Origin of the sequence: Mesorhizobium sp. M1D.F.Ca.ET.231.01.1.1 (assembly GCF_003999155.2) — a bacterium.
In the GTDB taxonomy this organism is placed as follows: Bacteria; Pseudomonadota; Alphaproteobacteria; order Rhizobiales; family Rhizobiaceae; genus Mesorhizobium.
The window spans coordinates 1,065,906-1,083,057 of record NZ_RZOZ02000001.1 but is presented as its reverse complement, the minus strand read 5'-3'; the positions used below and the strand labels follow the sequence as shown (position 1 = coordinate 1,083,057).

The following is a 17,152-nucleotide window of genomic DNA, read 5'->3' as shown; positions in this document are numbered from 1 at the left end:
CTTGGGGAAACCACTCTGTGCGGGTGAGCGGCCTTCAAGGCCGCTTTCTCTACCAATTCGTCTGGCGTCTGCGGGTGGCGAACCACCCCGCCATTTTTTCCCGAACCTTTGACTCTTGCCTGAATGCCACTGCGTAAAAACGTCGTACGACGGCGTTGATGGCGACGATCCGAGTGCTCCTTCTTTCAGGGCGAAGCGGTTGTAGCTGCGGGGTCGCCTGCCGGTCCAGTTCCTTGAGGTGCAATATTGCGCCAAGTGGGTTTATATCATGCATCGCATTGTCTCCCTTCGAATGAGAGGGAGAATAAAGGAGCGCCGTGGGGCTATCGTCTTGGGCAACGTCAAGACACTGCAAAATCGACAATTGCGCTCCGCTGACGACACGGCTGATCTGCGCATCCGGTTATTCGGCCCAATGTCGATCACGCGTGGCGGCAAACGGATCATCATTGCCTCTCGGAAAGGTCGAGCACTCGTTGGCTATCTGGCTTTGCGGCAAGGCATTGAATTCGCTCGCATCAGCTTAACTGGCCTGTTGTGGGGTGAGCGTAGCGAAGACCAGGCGAGAGCGAGCTTACGGCAGACGCTTTCCGAGCTGCGGCGCGCGCTCGGGCCGCTTGCCCAGCACTCGATCGTCGCGACCAAGGAAACCGTCACCTGGGTACCGGGATTGGCGTGGGTCGACGCCAAAGCGGTGGAGGACTTGTCCGGCTCCAAAGACAAGGAGGCACTTAAGGAGGCGGCCGAGCTCATTAGTGGCGACCTCATGGAGGGCTTGTCAGTCGGAGAAGCGCCTTACGAAGAATGGCTGGCGAGCGAGCGAGAACGCTTCCGCCTCACCCGCTGCGGAATTTATGTGCGATTGATGGATGATGCGGAACAGGGCGGGAGGTTCGAAGAGGCATTGACTTATGGATTAAAGCTCCTGGCGCTTGATCCGCTTCACGAGCCAGTCCATCGCGCTCTGATGAGGCTCTATGCGGCGCAAGGGCGGCACGACGCGGCACTGTCGCAATACGAGAGGTGCCGGCGGGAGCTTTCGCAGCAGCTTGGGGTGCCGCCCGACATGGAAACCGAGGAGCTCGTCCGCGCCATCAGGGCAAGCCGCCGCGCCGGCACGGCAGGAACGCCGTTCCCGTCGGGCCGCGCTCCGAGCGCACGACAGTCCGATCGATCGGAACTGCAGGACCGCGCCTCGATCGCGGTGCTCCCGTTTACGAACCTCAGCGGCGATCCCGAGCAACGGTACTTCGCCGACGGCATCGCCGAGGACATTATCACGGAGCTGTCCCGCTACCGTTCGCTGCTCGTTATCGCCCGCAATTCCTGCTTCCAGTTCCGCGGCGACGTCGACGTCGCCGATGTGCGCAGCGCGCTCGGGGTCCGCTACGTCGTTGAGGGCAGCGTCCGAAAGTCCGGCCAACGCGTCCGAGTGGCCGCGCAATTGATTGATGCGTTGGACCGATGCCAGGTCTGGGCGGAACGCTACGATCGCGAGAGCCTGGACATCTTTGCCGTTCAGGACGAGGTGGCACGGGCCGTCGTCGCGACCCTGGAAGGCCGCGTTGCGGCAAGGGGCGCCGAGCACACTCGCCGGAAACCCACCGCCGACTGGGTCGCCTACGACTATTTCCTGCAGGGTCGCGAACTCAGCTACGGCTTCCGACATACGGAGGCCGAGCGGTTCTTCGCCCGCGCCGTCGAGCTCGATCCCGGCTATGTCCACGCCCACGCCTGGAGGGCGATCGCGCTCGGCGTCAGCTATCTGCACGACGCCCGGGAAGACACGCTCGACGCGGCGTTTGCCAGCGCGCGCACGGCGCTAGCCCTCGACGACAATGACGCGCGCTGCCACTACGCCATGGCCTATGTCGCGCTCCGCCGCTGCGAGTACGATCTGGCGGGCCGCCACCACGACCGGGCGCAGAGCCTCAATCCCGGCGATCCCGACATCGCCGCCGGCCGTGCGAACTGGCTCATGCATATCGGCCGGCTGGACGAGGCGCTCGCCACGCTGGACACGGCGCTGGAGCGCGACCCGTTTCCCCCGACGTGGGTCTGGAATGTGCGCGGCTGCGTCCTCTATCACCTCGAACGCTATGCCGAGGCAATCAACGCCTTCCGGAGCGTGCGCGCGGAGCCCTTCTGGACCATCGGCATGCTCGCGGCGGCTTATGCTCAGGCCGGTCGCCGCGACGACGCGCACCGCGAGCTTGAGCGCTACCTTGCAATCAAGCCGGGCGCGACGCTTGGCACCGTCACCGACAAGATCATTTATGCCACGGACGCCATGCGGCAGCGTTGGCTCGACGGTCTGCGCAAGGCGGGCATGCCGGAGTGAGAGTTGACCTGTTCGATGATGACGCCGCTGTGCAAGCCTTCGTCGACGGGCCTATTATTGCGGAGATGAAGGGCGACCCGACGTTGAGCATCAAGGCGTTTGACGTGATCGCGGATCTCACGACCATCACACGTGGCCCGGTGAAGTAGTATTCTCGGAGGTTAGGATGGCGTATGTGACAGTTGAGATAACGGGACGAACGTCCCAGCTGTCGCGCGTATGTAAAGTCAGTTCAAGCCGATCGGGAGCGCGCCTGGCGGGCGTCACGTTGCCCGCCGTGGTGCGAGACCAGGTAATCGGCTGGAAAGTCCGGTTATGGCCACGACCTCCAGCTTGGCCACGCGCAATGTCTGTTAGGAGGCGCCAAACCTGATCTCAATGGCTGGCATGCGGCGCAAAGCGGCCCGCCAGATCGCGCTCGCCACGTGTCACGTTTCAGTTCGAGGCGGCCGCTCCCCGGTGGGTCATCAATGCTTGTGAGCCCGCCTGGGCAAGCGAGCCGCGGGTAATCGAGCTGCTCTAAGCCTCAGTCCTTGGCGCGCTCGACGTAAGAACCGTCGGCGGTCATCACCACCACCCGCGTGCCGGCCGAGATGTGCGGCGGCACGGCGGTGCGCACGCCGTTGGAGAGCACGGCCGGCTTGTAGGAGGAAGACGCCGTCTGGCCCTTGGTGACCGGCTCGGTCTCGACAACCTCGAAGGTCGCGCGCTGCGGCAGCACCAGCGAGATCGGCACGCCGTTGAACTGCGCCAGCTGCACGGCCATGCCTTCCTGCAGATAGGGCGCGAAGTCGCCAACCACGCCTTCCGAGGCCACGACCTGGTCGTAGCTTTCCGGGTTCATGAAGTGAAAACCTTCGCCGTCGGAATAGAGGAAGGTGTGCTCGCGCTCCTCGACATAGGCGCGCTCGACCATCTCGGTCGTGCGGTAGCGCTCCGAGACCTTAACTCCGTCGCCGATGCGGCGCATGTCGAGCTGGGTCACCGGCGTGCCCTTGCCAGGGTGGATGTTTTCGGCAAAGAGGATGACATAGAGCTTGCCGTCCTTATCGACGACGTTGCCTTTGCGTAAGGAGCTGGCGATGACCTTGACCACGATATTCGATCCCGTTCGAGTTTTTCGGCCTGCAAGCGTCGATTTTCGCGAAGCGGCGACGGCGGCCATCGCGTGCGCCCTAGCGCATCTTGCGCCGAACCGCCAGCCTTCGGCGCGATTTTCCTGCCCATGACCAGCGCTTCGCCCTGGTGGACGCCGCATATTCATGCCGATCGCCGACCCCGATTGATGGCGCGCAATGCCATCGCGGCGGCACTTCGCGACTGGTTCGCGACACGAGATTTCATCGAGGTGACGACCGCCGCGCTGCAGGTCTCGCCCGGCAACGAGGCGCATCTTGCAGCCTTCGCCACCGAGGCGATCGGGCCCGACGCGTCGCGGCAGCCGCTCTATCTTCACACCTCGCCGGAATTCGCCTGCAAGAAGCTGCTCGCCGCCGGCGAGAAGCGCATCTTCAGCTTGGGCGCCGTCTGGCGCAACCGCGAGCGCGGGCCGCTGCACCATCCCGAATTCACCATGCTCGAATGGTACCGGGTCGGCGAGACTTACCGGAGTCTGATGGCCGACTGCGCCGAATTCCTGGCGCTCGCCGCGGAAAAGGCCGGCACAAGGCGCTTCCGCTTCCGCGGCCGCGAGGCCGACCCGTTCGCCGAGCCGGAGCGGCTGAGCGTCGCCGAAGCCTTTCTGGCGTATGCCGACATCGACCTCCTGGCGACCGTCGCCGCCGACGGCAGCACCGATCGCGATGCCCTTCATGCGGCGCTGGTCCGTGGCCGCTTGCGCACTGCGCCCGACGACAACTGGGCCGACCTGTTCAGCCGGGTGATAGTGGAAAAGGTTGAGCCGGCGCTGGGGCAGGGCCGCGCGACCATCCTCTACGGCTATCCGGTGTCGGAGGCAGCCCTCGCCCGGCCGAGCGCCGAGGATCCACGCGTCGCCGAGCGCTTCGAGCTCTATTGCTGCGGCGTCGAGCTCGCCAACGCCTTCGGCGAGCTTACCGATCCGACCGAGCAGCGCCGCCGCTTCATCGCCGAGATGGATGAGAAGGAGCGCGTCTATGGCGAACGCTATCCGCTCGACGAGGATTTCCTCGCCGCCCTTGCCGTGATGCCGCAGGCCAGCGGCTCGGCGCTCGGCTTCGACCGGCTGGTGATGCTGGCGACGGGAGCCCAGAAAATCGAGGATGTGATCTGGGCGCCGGTGGCAGGGTCATAAGAGTCTTAGTCATGATTGCCGGCCGGGAGCAGGCGCGGCTTTTTGGCGCAATTCCGGACGGAAAACCGCTGCGCGCTTTTGCTGGAATTGCTAATGCGCGAAGATCTGCTCCAGCGAGCGGAAACCCTTGAACTCCAGAGCATTGCCTGACGGGTCGCGGATGAACAGCGTCGCTTGTTCGCCGGGCTCGCCCTTGAAGCGCACCATCGGCCGCTCCAGCCAGTCTATGTCGGAGCGGGTTTCCAGCCGCGCGGCGAGCCGCTGCCATTCGTCCATCAGAAGAACCGCGCCGAAATGCGGAATCGGCACGGCGACCCCGTCGACCTTCCCGTCACGCGCCGCCTGGGCCGCCTGCGGTCGCAAATGCGCCGACATCTGGTGGCCAAAGAGGTCGAAATCGACCCAGGTGGTCGATGAGCGACCGATCGCGCAGCCTAGCACCTCGCCATAGAAAGCGCGGGTTTCGTCGAGATCACGGACCGGGAAGGCGAGGTGGAAGGGCGTCATGGGCAAGCTCCGAACAGGCAAGGTGCCGCAGGCGGCCGTTTCGACCGCTCTTGGGCGATTTGGTCGCGACATCCTGATTGCCCTTCGCCCATTGCACAAGCCGCGGTGGAACAATAGATGGTGCGTAAGCATCCGGCGAGGGTGCGGCAGCGTCTGCCTTCCCGGACAGCTTGAACAAACAGGACTAACCGCATGACCGATACGCTCGACGCAGCGAAACTGACCGACCGCGTCGCTGCGCTCGTCGAGGCGGCCAAGCGCGCCGGAGCGGACGCCGCCGACGCGGTCGCGGTGCGTGGGCGTTCGGCCGGCGTGTCGGTGCGGCTGGGCAAGGTCGAGGGCACCGAATCGTCCGAGAGCGAGGATGTCTCGCTGCGCGTCTTCGTCGGCCAGCGGGTGGCAAGCGTTTCGGCCACCGCCGCCTCCGACCCGAAGGCGCTCGCGGAGCGCGCCGTCGCCATGGCGAAGGTGTCGCCCGAGGATCCTTTCCAGGGGCTCGCCGATCCGGCACTGCTCGCCCGCAATTTGCGCGACCTCGATCTCTTCGATCCGACCGAGGTGTCGGCCGACCAGTTGAAAGAGGCAGCGCTTGCGGCGGAAGCCGCGGCTCTTGCCGTCAAGGGCGTCACCAATTCGGCCGGCAGCGGCGCCAGCGCCGGGCTTGGCGGCCTTGTGCTCGCCACCTCGCACGGCTTCCTCGGCCAGTATGTCGCCTCGCGCTTCTCGCGCTCGACCAGCGTCATTGCCGGCGAGGGCACGGCGATGGAGCGCGACTATGAATTCTCCTCGCGCCAGCATTTCGCCGATCTCGACGCGCCGGAAGATATCGGCCGCAAGGCCGGCGAGCGCGCCGTGCGCCGCCTCGGCGCCCGCAAGGCCGCGACCGGCCCGGTCGATGTCGTGTTCGATCCGCGCGTGGCGCGCGGCATCGCCGGCCATCTCGCCGGCGCCATCAACGGCGCCGCCGTGGCGCGCAAGACGAGCTTCCTGCGCGACATGATGGGCAAGCAAGTGGCTTCAAGCGCAATCACCGTCACCGACGAGCCGTTGCGGCGTCGTGGCCAGGCTTCGCGTCCCTTCGACGGCGAAGGCGTCGAGGGCGAGAAGCTTTTGATGCTCGACAAGGGTGTGCTCAACCACTGGTTCCTGTCGACCTCGGCGGCGCGCGAGCTCGGTCTCGTTACCAACGGCCGCGGCTCGCGCAGCGGTTCTTCGGTTTCGCCGTCCTCGACAAATCTCGCCATCGAGCCCGGCGAGCGCGCGCCGGAGGAACTCATCGCCTCGTTGAAGCGTGGCTTCTACGTCACCGAAGTGTTCGGCCACGGCGTCGACATGGTGACCGGCGAATACAGCCGCGGCGCTTCCGGCTTCTGGATCGAGAACGGCGCGCTTGCCTATCCGGTGGCCGAGGTGACGATCGCCTCTAACCTGAAGACAATGTTCCTCAACATGGTCCCGGCAAGCGACCTCGACCGCAATTTTGGCACCGCCGCGCCCACGCTGCTGATCGAGGGGATGACCCTTGCCGGTGCCTGACATGGTCATCTCAGCCGGAGCGCGCGAGGACCTCGCCCTGCTTCGTGACGCCGCCCGCGAGGCCGGCGCCATTGCCATGCGCTATTTCGGCAACAACCCGCAGGTGTGGATGAAGGGCGGCACCTCGCCGGTCAGCGAGGCCGACCATGCCGCCGACGCCTACCTGCGCGAGACCCTGCTCAAGGCGCGCCCGGATTACGGCTGGCTGTCGGAAGAGACCGCCGACGATCATGCCAGGCTTTCGGCCCGCCGCACCTTCGTCGTCGATCCGATCGACGGCACGAGGGGCTTTCTCGACGGACTGCATTCCTGGTGCGTCAGCGTCGCCGTGGTCGAGGACGGCCGCTCGCTGGCCGGCGTGCTCGAATGCCCGGCAAAGCAGGAGACCTACTGGGCGCTGCCCGGCGAAGGCGCCTTCCTCAACGGCAAGCGGATCCATGTGCGCGCGCCGGGCGAGACCGTCGATATCGGCGGGCCGAAGCCGCTGGTAGACCGCATGCCCGGGACCTGGCAGGATCGGATGCGACGCATAGCCTATATCCCTTCTCTCGCTTACCGGCTGGCGATGATCGCCAACGGCAAGATCGATGCGACCTTCGTCAAGTCCAATGCGCATGATTGGGACATCGCCGCCGCCGACCTGATCCTCAGCGAAGCCGGCGGCGCCCTGCTCGACTGCGGCGGCGAGCGGCCACGCTACGCCGGCGAGGTGATCAACCACGGCGCGCTCGCGGCCGGCAGCGGCGAACTGCTGGACGTCCTTGCCGGCGTCATCGCCGGAGCTGACGAAGCGTGAGGCTGTCCGCAGTTCCAAAAACGGCCGCTTTGGTCTAGACCTGTCACAAAACTCATGAATCTGCGAAGGATCGGCATGGCCGTGGAAGACGGAAAGAAACAGCTTTTGCACCTGGTGTTCGGCGGCGAGCTGAAAAAGCTGGGTGGAACCGAGTTCCGTGACCTGGACGCGCTCGACATCGTCGGCATCTACCCCGACTATCAATCGGCGCACGCCGCCTGGAAGGCAAAGGCGCAGGCCAGCGTCGATAATGCGCATATGCGCTATTTTGTCGTTCACCTGCACCGGTTGCTCGACCCGGAAACAAAGGCAGCCGGTTGACATCGATGGAGCATGAAGCGGTGAAAGGGGCGACAGGGCGCGCCGCCGGGCGGGGCGGGACGCGCACGCTGTGGCGCCGCATCCGCGAGCCGCTCGCCCAGTCGCGATTCGTCAAGAATTTCATCGCCGGCCTGTTCGCCTGGTTCGTGCGGCTGATTCGCATCACCAGCCCGCTGGTCAAAGGCTCGACCCAGGTCGCCGGCGGCGCCTACGCGCATCTCGAGCCCGGCATCATCGCGCTCTGGCACGGCCAGCATCTGCTCACGCCTGCCTACTATCCCAAGGGCCGTCCGCTGGTCGCCATGGTCTCGCGCAGCGCCGATGCCGAGCTCAACGCGCTGATGATCGAGAAGTTCGGCATCGAGGCGGTGCGCGGCTCGGGTGGCCGCGACAGTTCGAGGCATCTCGACAAAGGCGGCGCCAAAGCCTTGATCGCGCTCAAGAAAGCGCTGGTCGCCGGCAAGAATGTCGCGATGATCGCCGACATCCCGCATGGCACGCCGCGCGACGCCGGGCTGGGAATCGTGCTCCTGGCCAGGCTTTCGGGCAGGCCGATCCTGCCCTCCGCGATAGCCACCAGCCGCCGCAAGGTGCTGGAAAGGAGCTGGGACAAGACCACCATCAACCTGCCCTTCGGCCGCTCCGCGGTCATCGTTGGCACACCCGTCTTCGTGCCCGCCGACGCCGACGACGCCGAGATGGAGCGCAAGCGCCAGGAGGTCACCGCCTCGCTCAACGCCGCGACGGCCGAGGCCTATCGCCTTGTGGACGGCGCCAAATGAGCGAGCGCTGGGCCCGCGCGGCTCTCAGGGCCTACCGCTATGCGGGGGCCGCCGCCTATCCGCTGATCGGACCCTATGTCGCCTGGCGCGCCTCGCGCGGCAAGGAAGACCGCGTTCGCCGGCGCGAGCGTTACGGCGTCGCCGGCCGGCCGCGCCCGGAAGGGCCGGTGATCTGGATCCACGCCGCGAGCGTCGGCGAGACGATCGCCGTCGTGCCGCTGGTCGAATGCATCCTCGACTACGGCGTCAATGTCGTGCTGACGACCGGCACTGTGACCTCGGCGAAGGTTGCCGACGAGCGGCTTGGCAGCCGCATCATCCACCAATATGTGCCGCTCGACCTCAAGCCCGCGGTCAGCCGCTTCCTCGACCACTGGCGGCCGGAACTGGCCATCATCGCCGAGTCGGAGATCTGGCCGATGACCATTTTGGAGCTCGGCGCCCGCAACGTGCCGCAGGTCCTGGTCAACGGGCGGCTGTCGGACCGTTCCTTCCGCTCGTGGAAGAAGCGCGCCAGCGTCGCCGAGGCGCTGTTCGAGAACCTTGCCCATGTCGTTGCCCAGTCTGATGTCGACGGCGAGCGTTTCCGCGCCCTGGGCGCCCGGCCGGTCACCGTTTCCGGCAACCTCAAGGTGGACACCAACCCGCCGCCGGTCGACGAGCGGGCGCTGGCGACCTTGCAGCGCCAGATCGGCGAGCGCCCGACCTGGGCGGCGATCTCAACCCATGACGGCGAGGAAGTGGTCGCCGCGGAAGTTCATGCGACCTTGCACAGGCGTCACCAAGGCCTGCTGACCATCGTCGTGCCGCGTCATCCCGACCGCGCCGACGCGCTTGCCGCGCAGATCTCCGGCATGGGGCTGACGGTCGCGCGCCGCAGCACGGGCGATCGCATCACGCCCGACACCGATATCCTGCTCGGCGACACGATCGGCGAGATGGGCCTTTATCTGCGGCTGACCGAGATCGCCTTCGTCGGTCGCTCGCTGACCTCCGAGGGCGGCCAGAACCCGCTGGAGCCGGCGATGCTCGACACGGCGGTGCTCGCCGGCCGCAACGTGCAGAATTTCCGCGAAGCCTATCAGCGCCTGCTCGACCGCGGCGGCGCCAAGCTGGTGCGCGACCGCGACATGCTGGCCGGCGCCGTCAATTTCCTTTTGACCAACGAGGCGGCGCGCCACGAGATGATGGCGGCGGGGGCCGCGACCGTCGACGAGATGCGCGGCGCGCTTCAGCGCACGCTGAAATCGCTCGAGCCCTACATCCAGCCGCTGGTCGTCAAGGCGCGCCTGAAAGGCGCCAACGGGCGCTAGCGCATGAGCCCAAAAATCGGAACCGGTTTTTGGACAGGATCATGCGCAAGATCGAATTGCGCGGAACCGGCGCCATGACCAGCGAAGCGCCGCCCTTCTGGTGGGAAAAGCCGGACTGGCGGGTGCTGGCGCTGTCGCCGGCATCGGCGGCCTACGGGATGGTGGCGGGCCGCCGCATGCGCCGCGCGCCGCGCGAGAAGGTCGCGGCGCCCGTGCTTTGCGTCGGCAATTTCACCGTCGGCGGCAGCGGCAAGACGCCGGTCGCCATCGCACTGGCGAAACAGGCTAGGCGCATGCAGCTCACGCCCGGCTTCCTGTCGCGCGGCCATGGCGGCTCCTTCGCCAAGCCGCATGTCGTCGATGCGCATCACGACGCCGCCAAGCATGTCGGCGACGAGCCGCTGCTGCTTGCCGAGCATGCGCCGGTGGCGGTGACGGCCAAACGGGCCGCCGGCGCCAGGCTGCTGATGGAAGAGCACGGCTGCGACTTCCTGATCATGGATGACGGCTTCCAGTCGGCGCGCATCCATATCGACTACGCCCTGATCGTGGTCGACGCGCGCTACGGCATCGGCAATGGCCGCGTCATTCCCGGCGGGCCGCTGAGGGCCAAGGTCGTCGACCAGCTGGTCTTCACCAGCGCCTTGCTGAAGATGGGCGAGGGGAGCGCTGCCGATAGGGTGGTGCGCCAGGCGGCGCGCGCCGGCCGGCCGATCTTCCTGGCGCATGTCGAGCCGGCGAGCCCGGCGCGCTTTGCCGGCGGCCGCTTCCTTGCCTTTGCCGGCATCGGCCATCCGGAAAAATTCTTCGACACGGTGCGCGGCGCCGGCGGCGAGGTCGCGCTGTCGCGCGCCTTCCCGGACCACCATTTCTATGCCGCGGACGAGCTCGCCGACCTTGCCGCGCTTGCCAGGCGCGAGGGGCTGCGTCTCGTCACCACCGCCAAGGACGCCGCGCGGCTGCGCCATGGCGATGCGCCGGGCGGCTTCCTCGAACAGCTCGACGTGCTTGAGATCGACGCGGCCTTCGAGCTCGACCACGTGCCTGAACGCATCATCAATGAGACGCTGGACGCATGGCGGCAGCGCAAGATCCGGGGCTAGCCTGCGACTACCGCCGGCTGCGCAGTTCCGGATGGATCTCGATCTCACGGCGCAACGATGCCGTTGCGTTCACATAAGGCTCCTGCCTGGCGACGCTCCAGTATTTGAGCTCGTCCAGCGGGATGCTCTCGCCAGTCACCGCGCAGCGCACGAACGCGCCGGGGCTGGTCACCTGGAAGTCGCCGTCGAGATAGCGGATGCGCGCTTCCTTGCCGCCGGGGCCTTCAAAACGGTTCATCATGAAATGACGCTTGGGTTCATCGCGGTTCAATCGCCACAAATCGCGGACAAGGTCAAGCTTGGCGCAATGCTCATGTAATATTGCTGCATGGCACAATGGTAGTCAGGAAGCGCCATGGACATCACCAATGCCAGCAAGGCGTCACTGCTGAAAGAGGCGCTCACCCCGCAGCCGGTGCCGTCGCCCCGGCCTGATCCGGCGACCGCCGCGCTGGTCAAGGCGCTCGTCCAGCCGCCGGCGCCCGCGATGGCGCAATCGGCGCAGTTCGCCGCGCAGGCGCTGAACAGCTCCCTGGCGAGGCCGCCGGCTCAATCGTCGCAGCGCCTGTCGTCAGCGGAAATCGAGAACGCCTATAGAGCCGTCATGGAGCCGGATGCCGGCACGGATGACGCATCGGCAAGGGCCCAGGCTCGTATGCCGGCAGGCGATGCCGATCAGCCTTCGGCGATCCGGGCACAGCCGCCGGCCGCCGACAACACGGCGAGGGTTGCGCCAACTCCGCCGCCTTCGTTCTCGCCGGCCCTTGCTTCGACGGTGCTGGTTGCGGCCAACGCCAACGCACCGCAACCGAGGGGTAGGGCGGCTGGTCCGGCGGTTCATGCCCCGCGACCCGAACCCGGCCAAGTGTCGCTGTGGATGATATCCATCGTGACGGCCATCGTATCGGCCGCGACCACCACGGTCGTGCTGATGCTGCTTCGCTGATCGAAGCTGGTCGGCCTAGATATCGTCCCGCAGAAAGGTCTCGAGCTTCTCCGGCGCCAGTCCCGCCTGTTGGGCGATCCGCCGCGCGAGATCGGCGGCGGCCGCGCGGGGGCGCCCGACCGGACGGTCGAGCCAGTAGGACACCGGATTGAGCGCGACACGCTCGTCGACAGGAACGATGCGGCCCGATTGGAGCTGGTCCTCGACCAGCGGTGGCCGCGCCAGCGCGACGCCCAGGCCGTGCGCCGCCGCGTCGAGCACCAGGTTGTAGTCTTCGAAACGCCGGTCCTGCGGGCGCGGGCGGTAGTCGATGTCCTGCGCCGCGAACCAGGCGCGCCAGGCGGAGGCGTCGGAATCGTTGATCAGCGGGAATTTGAGCAGCCGGGCAGGGTCGCCTCGCCCGATCTCCTTAGCCAGTTCCGGCGACGCGATCGGGAAGATCTGTTCTTCGAAAAGCTGCACAGAGACGCGGCCAGGAATGCGCCCGCGCCCGCAGCGCACCGAAAGGTCGATGCCTTCGTCGGCAAGATCGGCCTGGCGGTTGTCGACATCGAGCACGATGCGCAGCCTGGTCGGGCTGTTCTCCAGCGCTGCCATGCGCGGCATCAACCACAGCCCGCTCACCGAGGGGATCGAGGCCAGTCGCACCACGGCGGTGCCGCGCGGCTCGACCCAGCGGTCGGAATTGACCGAGATCAGCGCGAAGGCCTCGGTGGTTCTCAGATGCAGCCGGTTGCCCTCATTGGTCAGCGTCACGCCGCGCGCGTTGCGCTCGAACACTTTCAGCCCCAGCCAGTCCTCCAGCTTGGCAATCTGGCGGCTGACCGCGCCATGGGTGAGGTTGAGCTTTTCGGCCGCCGCGGAAAAGCTCCCGGTGCGCGCCGCCGCGTCGAAGGCGCGCAAGGTTTCGAGCGGCAGCATCTGGTTCGAGCTGTGATCCATGCTCACAGCTGACCCTCGAATTGCTCGTTTGTCAATCGGCCGGCAATGGCGTTTTCTTGTCCCATGGCATTGAAAGACGAGGATTCGGCAATGAGCGCTTACACCGGCACGTTGAATGAGACACAGCGCGTGGACAGCACGGCGGCTATCGCGGTGGCCCTCACCGTGCTCGGCTGGGCCTCGGCCTTCCCAGCGATCCGCGCCGGCCTCGCCGCCTTCCAGCCGTTGGAGTTGGGGGCGCTGCGCTTTGCCATCGCGGCGGTGCCGGCGGCGATCTTCCTCGCCGTCAAGCGCCCGGCGCTGCCCAGGGTCGACGAGTTGTGGCGCTTCGGCTTCGGCGGCGCGATCTTCGTCGCGCTCTATACCGCCATGCTCAATTTCGGCGAGCTGACCGTCTCGGCGGGCGCCGCCGGCTTCATCATCAATGTCAGCCCGATCTTCACGGCGATCATGGCGATGGCGCTGCTCGGCGAGCGCTTTTCCGGCATGGCCTGGATCGGCACGGTCATCTCGTTTGCCGGCATCGGCATCATCGCGGTGGCTGACGGGCATGGCCTGCATTTCAACGCCGGCGCGCTGCTGGTGCTGGGCTCGGCACTTTGCTCGGCCGTCAACACCATAGTCCAGAAGCCGCTCTTTGCCCGCCATCATCCGCTGACGATCGCCGCTTCCAACATGGTGCTTGGCGCGCCGTGCCTGTCGCCCTTCCTGCCGGAAGCGTTCTCCCAGGCAGCGGTCGCCGACACCGCCGGCCTCGGCGCCGTCATCTATCTCGGCATCGTGCCCTCGCTGATCGCCTATGCCGCCTGGGCGACCGCGCTGTCGCGCCTGCCGGCCGCACGCGCCTCGAACTTCCTCTATCTGGTCTCGCCGACGTCGGCCCTGATCGGCTTCTTCTGGCTGGGTGAAGTGCCGACGCTGCTCGGCATCCTCGGCGGCGCGCTGGCGCTGGGCGGCGTCATCGTGGTGAATTTGAAGCGGTAAAAACTGCAGAGCTTGACTGATGGCGAGGTTTTGCGGCTGATTGCAGGAGGAAAGGGCTGGCTGCAAACCTGAGATGCCTAAGGCGTTCTTTCGTGATGCATCGACATTTCGTCCGATCGCTGTTGGTTATGGCAGCTGTATTGCGACCGATCGAATCACCGTGGACGGTGCGAAAGTAGGCTATCTGTATCGCGAGACGCCTGACGATCCGAGTGACAGCGGGTGGCGCTTCTTTGCAGGCGATGAGTCCGACGAGTATGTCGAGAATCCCGGCAAATTCGGATTGTACGACGTCAACACGATCGCAAATTATGACCCGCTCATCGCCTCCTGTTTAGAGGCCTCCTCAGGTAGTGCTTTTTTGAGAGTCGAGGGGAAGTTTGTCCGCGAAGAATTGGACCAGCCAACCGACACTTGATGTGCTCGCAAAGCTGAGACCTCTGTGACCGTCAGAGAAACTCGGATTCCTTCGGACGGCCTGCTCACCGCCGCCCGAACAGCCTTTCGATATCGGCGAGCTTCAATTCGATATAAGTCGGGCGGCCATGGTTGCAGGTGCCGGAGCCCGGCGTCGCCTCCATCTGGCGCAGCAGCGCGTTCATCTCCTCGGCCTTGAGCAGGCGTCCCGAACGCACCGAGCCGTGGCAGGCCATGGTGGCGGCGATTTTGTCCAGCCGCTCCTTCAGCGTTTCGACGGTGTCGTTGTCGGCGATCTCGTCGGCGAGGTCGCGCACCAGCTGCTGCACATTGGTCTCGCCGAGCATCGACGGCGTCTCGCGCACCGCCACCGCGCCGGGCCCGAAGCGCTCCAGCCCGAGGCCGAATTTGGCCAGCGTCTCAGAATGCATCGCCAGCCGCTCCGCGTCCTCTTCCGGCAAGTCGACGATCTCGGGCAAGAGCAGCATCTGTGAGGGGACGGCGCGCGAATGCAGCGCGTTCTTCAGCGCCTCGTAGACCAGCCGCTCATGCGCGGCGTGCTGGTCGACGATGACGAGCGAATCCCTGGTCTGCGCGACGATGTAGTTCTCATGCACCTGCGCGCGCGCCGCGCCCAGCACCATGCCGAGCAGCGCCTCAGTCGGCTCGGCCATGCCGGCGCGGGCATCGGCGCTGGCAAGCGGTCCGGTGTCGAAGGCCGCCTGCTCGTTTTCGGCGAAGCCGTTGCGCTGATGCCTCGCCTCGCCGTAACCCATATCCAGCGGCCGCTGCGGCGAATGCGACAGATCGAAGCCGCTGGGCCCGGAGGCACGATGGGCTGCCTCGTAGCCTCGGTGTCCGCCGACAGGACCGGGATGCGGGTAGGCCGCCGCGCCCGGCCGGAACGCCGCCATCATGCCCGCCGCGCCTGAGGTCGCGGCGCGGATGCCGGCGCCGGCCAGCGCCTCGCGGATGGCGCCGACGATCAGCCCGCGCACCAGGCCCGGATCGCGGAAGCGCACATCGGCCTTGGCCGGATGGACATTGACGTCGACAGTCACCGGATCGAGCGAAAGGAAAAGCACCGTCACCGCATGCCGGTCGCGCGGCAAGACGTCGGCGAAGGCGCCGCGGATCGCCCCGGCGATCAGCTTGTCGCGCACCGGCCGGCCGTTGACATAGGCATATTGCTGCAAGGCATTGGCGCGCGTGTAGGTGGGGATCGAGACGTGCCCGGCAAGATGCACGCCGTCGCGCATGGCATCGATGGCAATCGCGTTGTCGGGAAAATCCTTGCCCATCACCTGCGCGACGCGGGCGAGCCGTCCTTTCGGCGTGTCGCCGGTCGCCGGCAGCTCCAGCGTGGAGCGGTCGGAGCCGGCAAGCGTGAAGCGCACGCCGGGAAAGGCGATGGCGATGCGCTTCACCACGTCGCTGGTCGCCGAGCTCTCGGCGCGTTCGCCCTTCATGAATTTGAGCCGGGCCGGCGTCGCAAAGAACAGGTCGCGCACCTCGACGGTCGTGCCGCGATTGGCCGCCGCCGGCTTGACCGCTGAAACGCGCCCGCCCTCGATGCCGATCTCGGCCGCGCTGTCGCCGGTTGCCGTGCGCGAGCGGATCGACAAACGCGCCACCGAGCCGATAGAGGGCAGCGCCTCGCCGCGAAATCCGAGAGAGCGGATGTCGTGGATGTCGTCGGAGAGCTTCGAGGTGCAGTGCCGGGCGACCGCCAGCGCCAATTCTCGTTCAGGGATGCCCGAGCCGTCGTCGGTGACGCGGACAAGCGAAAGCCCGCCGCCGGAGGTGACGACCTCGACGCGGGATGCGCCGGCATCGAGAGCGTTCTCCACCAGCTCCTTCACCACGCTCGCCGGACGCTCGATCACCTCGCCGGCGGCGATCTGGTTGATCATCGTTTCGGAAAGCTGGCGGATGGGCATGCGGCGATTATAGGCGGATTCGAGTGCAGCGGGGGAGGGGCCACTTCACGCTTGCGCCACCAGCCAGTCCCTGACCTTGCGCGCGTTGTCGCTGAGCTCTCGGTTTTTCGGCCAGATGACATAGAAGCCGATGCCGGTCCTCATCACGTGGTCGGTCACCGGGACCAGCAGGCCCGATGCCACCAGACGCTCGACCAGATGCCGCCAGCCAAGCGCGATGCCTTGTCCCTCCATGACCGCCTGGATAACCAGGGCATAGTCGTTGATGCGTAGCCCGCGCTCGGCGTTGCGCAGGCTGGTTCCGGCGGACGAAAACCATTCGTCCCAGTTCGGGGCCTCGCGATAGGGCTCCTCGAGATGGATGAGCCTGTGCGCTGCCAGTTCCCCGACGGTCTCCGGCAAGCCGAATTTGGCGAGGTAGCTGGGCCCTGCGACCGGAAAGATCTCCTCGTCGGACAGCGACAGCGAGTGATAGTCCGGCCAGTCGCGCGGCACGCCGCCGCGCACGCCGAGCGGAATGCCCTCGGCGATGATGTCGAGGTCGCGGTCGGCGGTCTGGATGCGCAGGTCGACGCCCGGCAATTCGTCGCGGAACTGCTGCAGGCGCGGCATCATCCAGAAGGAGCCGAATGCGGTCGAGGCGGCTAAAGTCACATGGCCGCCGGTCGCCTGCAGGCGCAGGTCCTCGGCGGACTTGCGGATATGCGACAGGCCCAGCGAGACGTCGGCATGGAAGCGCTCGCCGGCCTCCGTCAGCAGCACCTGGCGGTGGCGGCGCAGGAAGAGCTTGGCGCCGAGCTGTTCCTCGAGCCCCCGCACCGCGTACGAGACGGCCGCCTGCGTCATGCCGAGCTCGCGTCCGGCGGCGGTGAAGCTCGACAACCGGCCCGCCGCCTCGAAGACGATCAGGCTGCCGGCCGAGGGCAGGAGGTGGCGCAGGCTTCGCATAAGG

General features: G+C 66.5%; 18 protein-coding genes. 12 read left to right on the top strand and 6 right to left on the bottom strand.

The features are described from left to right. The first annotated feature begins 331 nt into the window (after positions 1 to 331). Entirely contained in the window at positions 332 to 2,341 is a 2,010-nt protein-coding gene (locus EN874_RS05455; protein ID WP_168247361.1) for a BTAD domain-containing putative transcriptional regulator, read from the top strand. After that, the gene (locus EN874_RS33530; protein WP_148671274.1) at positions 2,338 to 2,490 is read left to right on the top strand and encodes a YdhR family protein; all 153 of its coding nucleotides are present in this window, start codon (positions 2,338 to 2,340) and stop codon (positions 2,488 to 2,490) included. The genes EN874_RS05455 and EN874_RS33530 overlap by 4 nt, the downstream gene beginning before the upstream one ends. Positions 2,491 to 2,867: 377 nt before the next feature. Here EN874_RS33530 and efp read toward each other — a convergent pair whose 3' ends face one another. Then, positions 2,868 to 3,437 carry an elongation factor P gene (efp, locus tag EN874_RS05450; protein ID WP_127424341.1) on the bottom strand — a complete coding sequence of 190 codons (570 nt, stop codon included), beginning with the start codon at positions 3,435 to 3,437 and terminating at the stop codon, positions 2,868 to 2,870. A 129-nt stretch (positions 3,438 to 3,566) separates the two neighbouring features. Between efp and epmA the strand changes: the two genes are divergently transcribed. Beyond that, positions 3,567 to 4,613, top strand: coding sequence for an EF-P lysine aminoacylase EpmA (gene epmA, locus EN874_RS05445; protein ID WP_127424340.1), 1,047 nt, complete (start codon positions 3,567 to 3,569; stop codon positions 4,611 to 4,613). A gap of 90 nt (positions 4,614 to 4,703) precedes the next feature. Here epmA and EN874_RS05440 read toward each other — a convergent pair whose 3' ends face one another. Further along, the gene (locus EN874_RS05440) at positions 4,704 to 5,120 is read right to left on the bottom strand and encodes a VOC family protein (protein ID WP_127424339.1); all 417 of its coding nucleotides are present in this window, start codon (positions 5,118 to 5,120) and stop codon (positions 4,704 to 4,706) included. A 192-nt stretch (positions 5,121 to 5,312) separates the two neighbouring features. On the opposite strand from EN874_RS05440, the gene EN874_RS05435 reads away from it, so the two are divergent. The 6 genes from EN874_RS05435 to lpxK all read left to right on the top strand — a co-directional run bounded on the left by EN874_RS05435 (position 5,313) and on the right by lpxK (position 10,971). Beyond that, positions 5,313 to 6,656 carry a TldD/PmbA family protein gene (locus EN874_RS05435; RefSeq protein WP_127424338.1) on the top strand — a complete coding sequence of 448 codons (1,344 nt, stop codon included), beginning with the start codon at positions 5,313 to 5,315 and terminating at the stop codon, positions 6,654 to 6,656. Next, positions 6,643 to 7,452: a 3'(2'),5'-bisphosphate nucleotidase CysQ gene (locus EN874_RS05430; protein ID WP_127424337.1), complete on the top strand. Its 810-nt coding sequence runs from the start codon at positions 6,643 to 6,645 to the stop codon at positions 7,450 to 7,452. Before EN874_RS05435 ends, EN874_RS05430 begins: the two co-directional genes overlap by 14 nt. A gap of 75 nt (positions 7,453 to 7,527) precedes the next feature. After that, positions 7,528 to 7,773, top strand: coding sequence for a DUF4170 domain-containing protein (locus EN874_RS05425; protein WP_040973997.1), 246 nt, complete (start codon positions 7,528 to 7,530; stop codon positions 7,771 to 7,773). A 5-nt stretch (positions 7,774 to 7,778) separates the two neighbouring features. Continuing rightward, positions 7,779 to 8,555: a lysophospholipid acyltransferase family protein gene (locus EN874_RS05420; protein ID WP_127424336.1), complete on the top strand. Its 777-nt coding sequence runs from the start codon at positions 7,779 to 7,781 to the stop codon at positions 8,553 to 8,555. Then, on the top strand, positions 8,552 to 9,868 hold the full coding sequence (gene waaA / locus EN874_RS05415) for a lipid IV(A) 3-deoxy-D-manno-octulosonic acid transferase (RefSeq protein WP_127424335.1): 1,317 nt from the start codon (positions 8,552 to 8,554) through the stop codon (positions 9,866 to 9,868). The genes EN874_RS05420 and waaA overlap by 4 nt, the downstream gene beginning before the upstream one ends. Before the next feature lie 74 nt (positions 9,869 to 9,942). Beyond that, complete coding sequence (lpxK, locus tag EN874_RS05410; protein WP_127424534.1) at positions 9,943 to 10,971, top strand: tetraacyldisaccharide 4'-kinase; 1,029 nt, start codon at positions 9,943 to 9,945, stop codon at positions 10,969 to 10,971. Positions 10,972 to 10,978: 7 nt separating this feature from the next. Here lpxK and EN874_RS05405 read toward each other — a convergent pair whose 3' ends face one another. Then, positions 10,979 to 11,212 (bottom strand): DUF2093 domain-containing protein, encoded by a 234-nt coding sequence (locus EN874_RS05405; RefSeq protein WP_126084405.1) that lies wholly within the window; start codon positions 11,210 to 11,212, stop codon positions 10,979 to 10,981. A gap of 114 nt (positions 11,213 to 11,326) precedes the next feature. Here EN874_RS05405 and EN874_RS05400 point away from each other — a divergent pair, with 114 nt between their 5' ends. After that, entirely contained in the window at positions 11,327 to 11,917 is a 591-nt protein-coding gene (locus EN874_RS05400) for a hypothetical protein (RefSeq protein WP_127424334.1), read from the top strand. 15 nt (positions 11,918 to 11,932) lie between these two features. On the opposite strand, the gene EN874_RS05395 is transcribed toward EN874_RS05400, so the two are convergent. Beyond that, the gene (locus EN874_RS05395; protein WP_127424333.1) at positions 11,933 to 12,859 is read right to left on the bottom strand and encodes a LysR substrate-binding domain-containing protein; all 927 of its coding nucleotides are present in this window, start codon (positions 12,857 to 12,859) and stop codon (positions 11,933 to 11,935) included. 90 nt (positions 12,860 to 12,949) lie between these two features. Between EN874_RS05395 and EN874_RS05390 the strand changes: the two genes are divergently transcribed. Together EN874_RS05390 and EN874_RS05385 are read left to right on the top strand one after the other, a co-directional pair. Further along, positions 12,950 to 13,843: a DMT family transporter gene (locus tag EN874_RS05390; RefSeq protein WP_127424332.1), complete on the top strand. Its 894-nt coding sequence runs from the start codon at positions 12,950 to 12,952 to the stop codon at positions 13,841 to 13,843. Positions 13,844 to 13,916: 73 nt separating this feature from the next. Continuing rightward, a complete protein-coding gene (locus EN874_RS05385) occupies positions 13,917 to 14,261 on the top strand; it encodes a DUF2185 domain-containing protein (RefSeq protein WP_127424331.1) in 345 nt (114 codons plus the stop codon). 64 nt (positions 14,262 to 14,325) lie between these two features. Here EN874_RS05385 and mutL read toward each other — a convergent pair whose 3' ends face one another. Then, positions 14,326 to 16,200 (bottom strand): DNA mismatch repair endonuclease MutL, encoded by a 1,875-nt coding sequence (gene mutL / locus EN874_RS05380; protein ID WP_127424330.1) that lies wholly within the window; start codon positions 16,198 to 16,200, stop codon positions 14,326 to 14,328. Positions 16,201 to 16,245: 45 nt separating this feature from the next. After that, positions 16,246 to 17,148: a LysR substrate-binding domain-containing protein gene (locus EN874_RS05375; protein ID WP_127424329.1), complete on the bottom strand. Its 903-nt coding sequence runs from the start codon at positions 17,146 to 17,148 to the stop codon at positions 16,246 to 16,248. Positions 17,149 to 17,152: the final 4 nt, after the last annotated feature.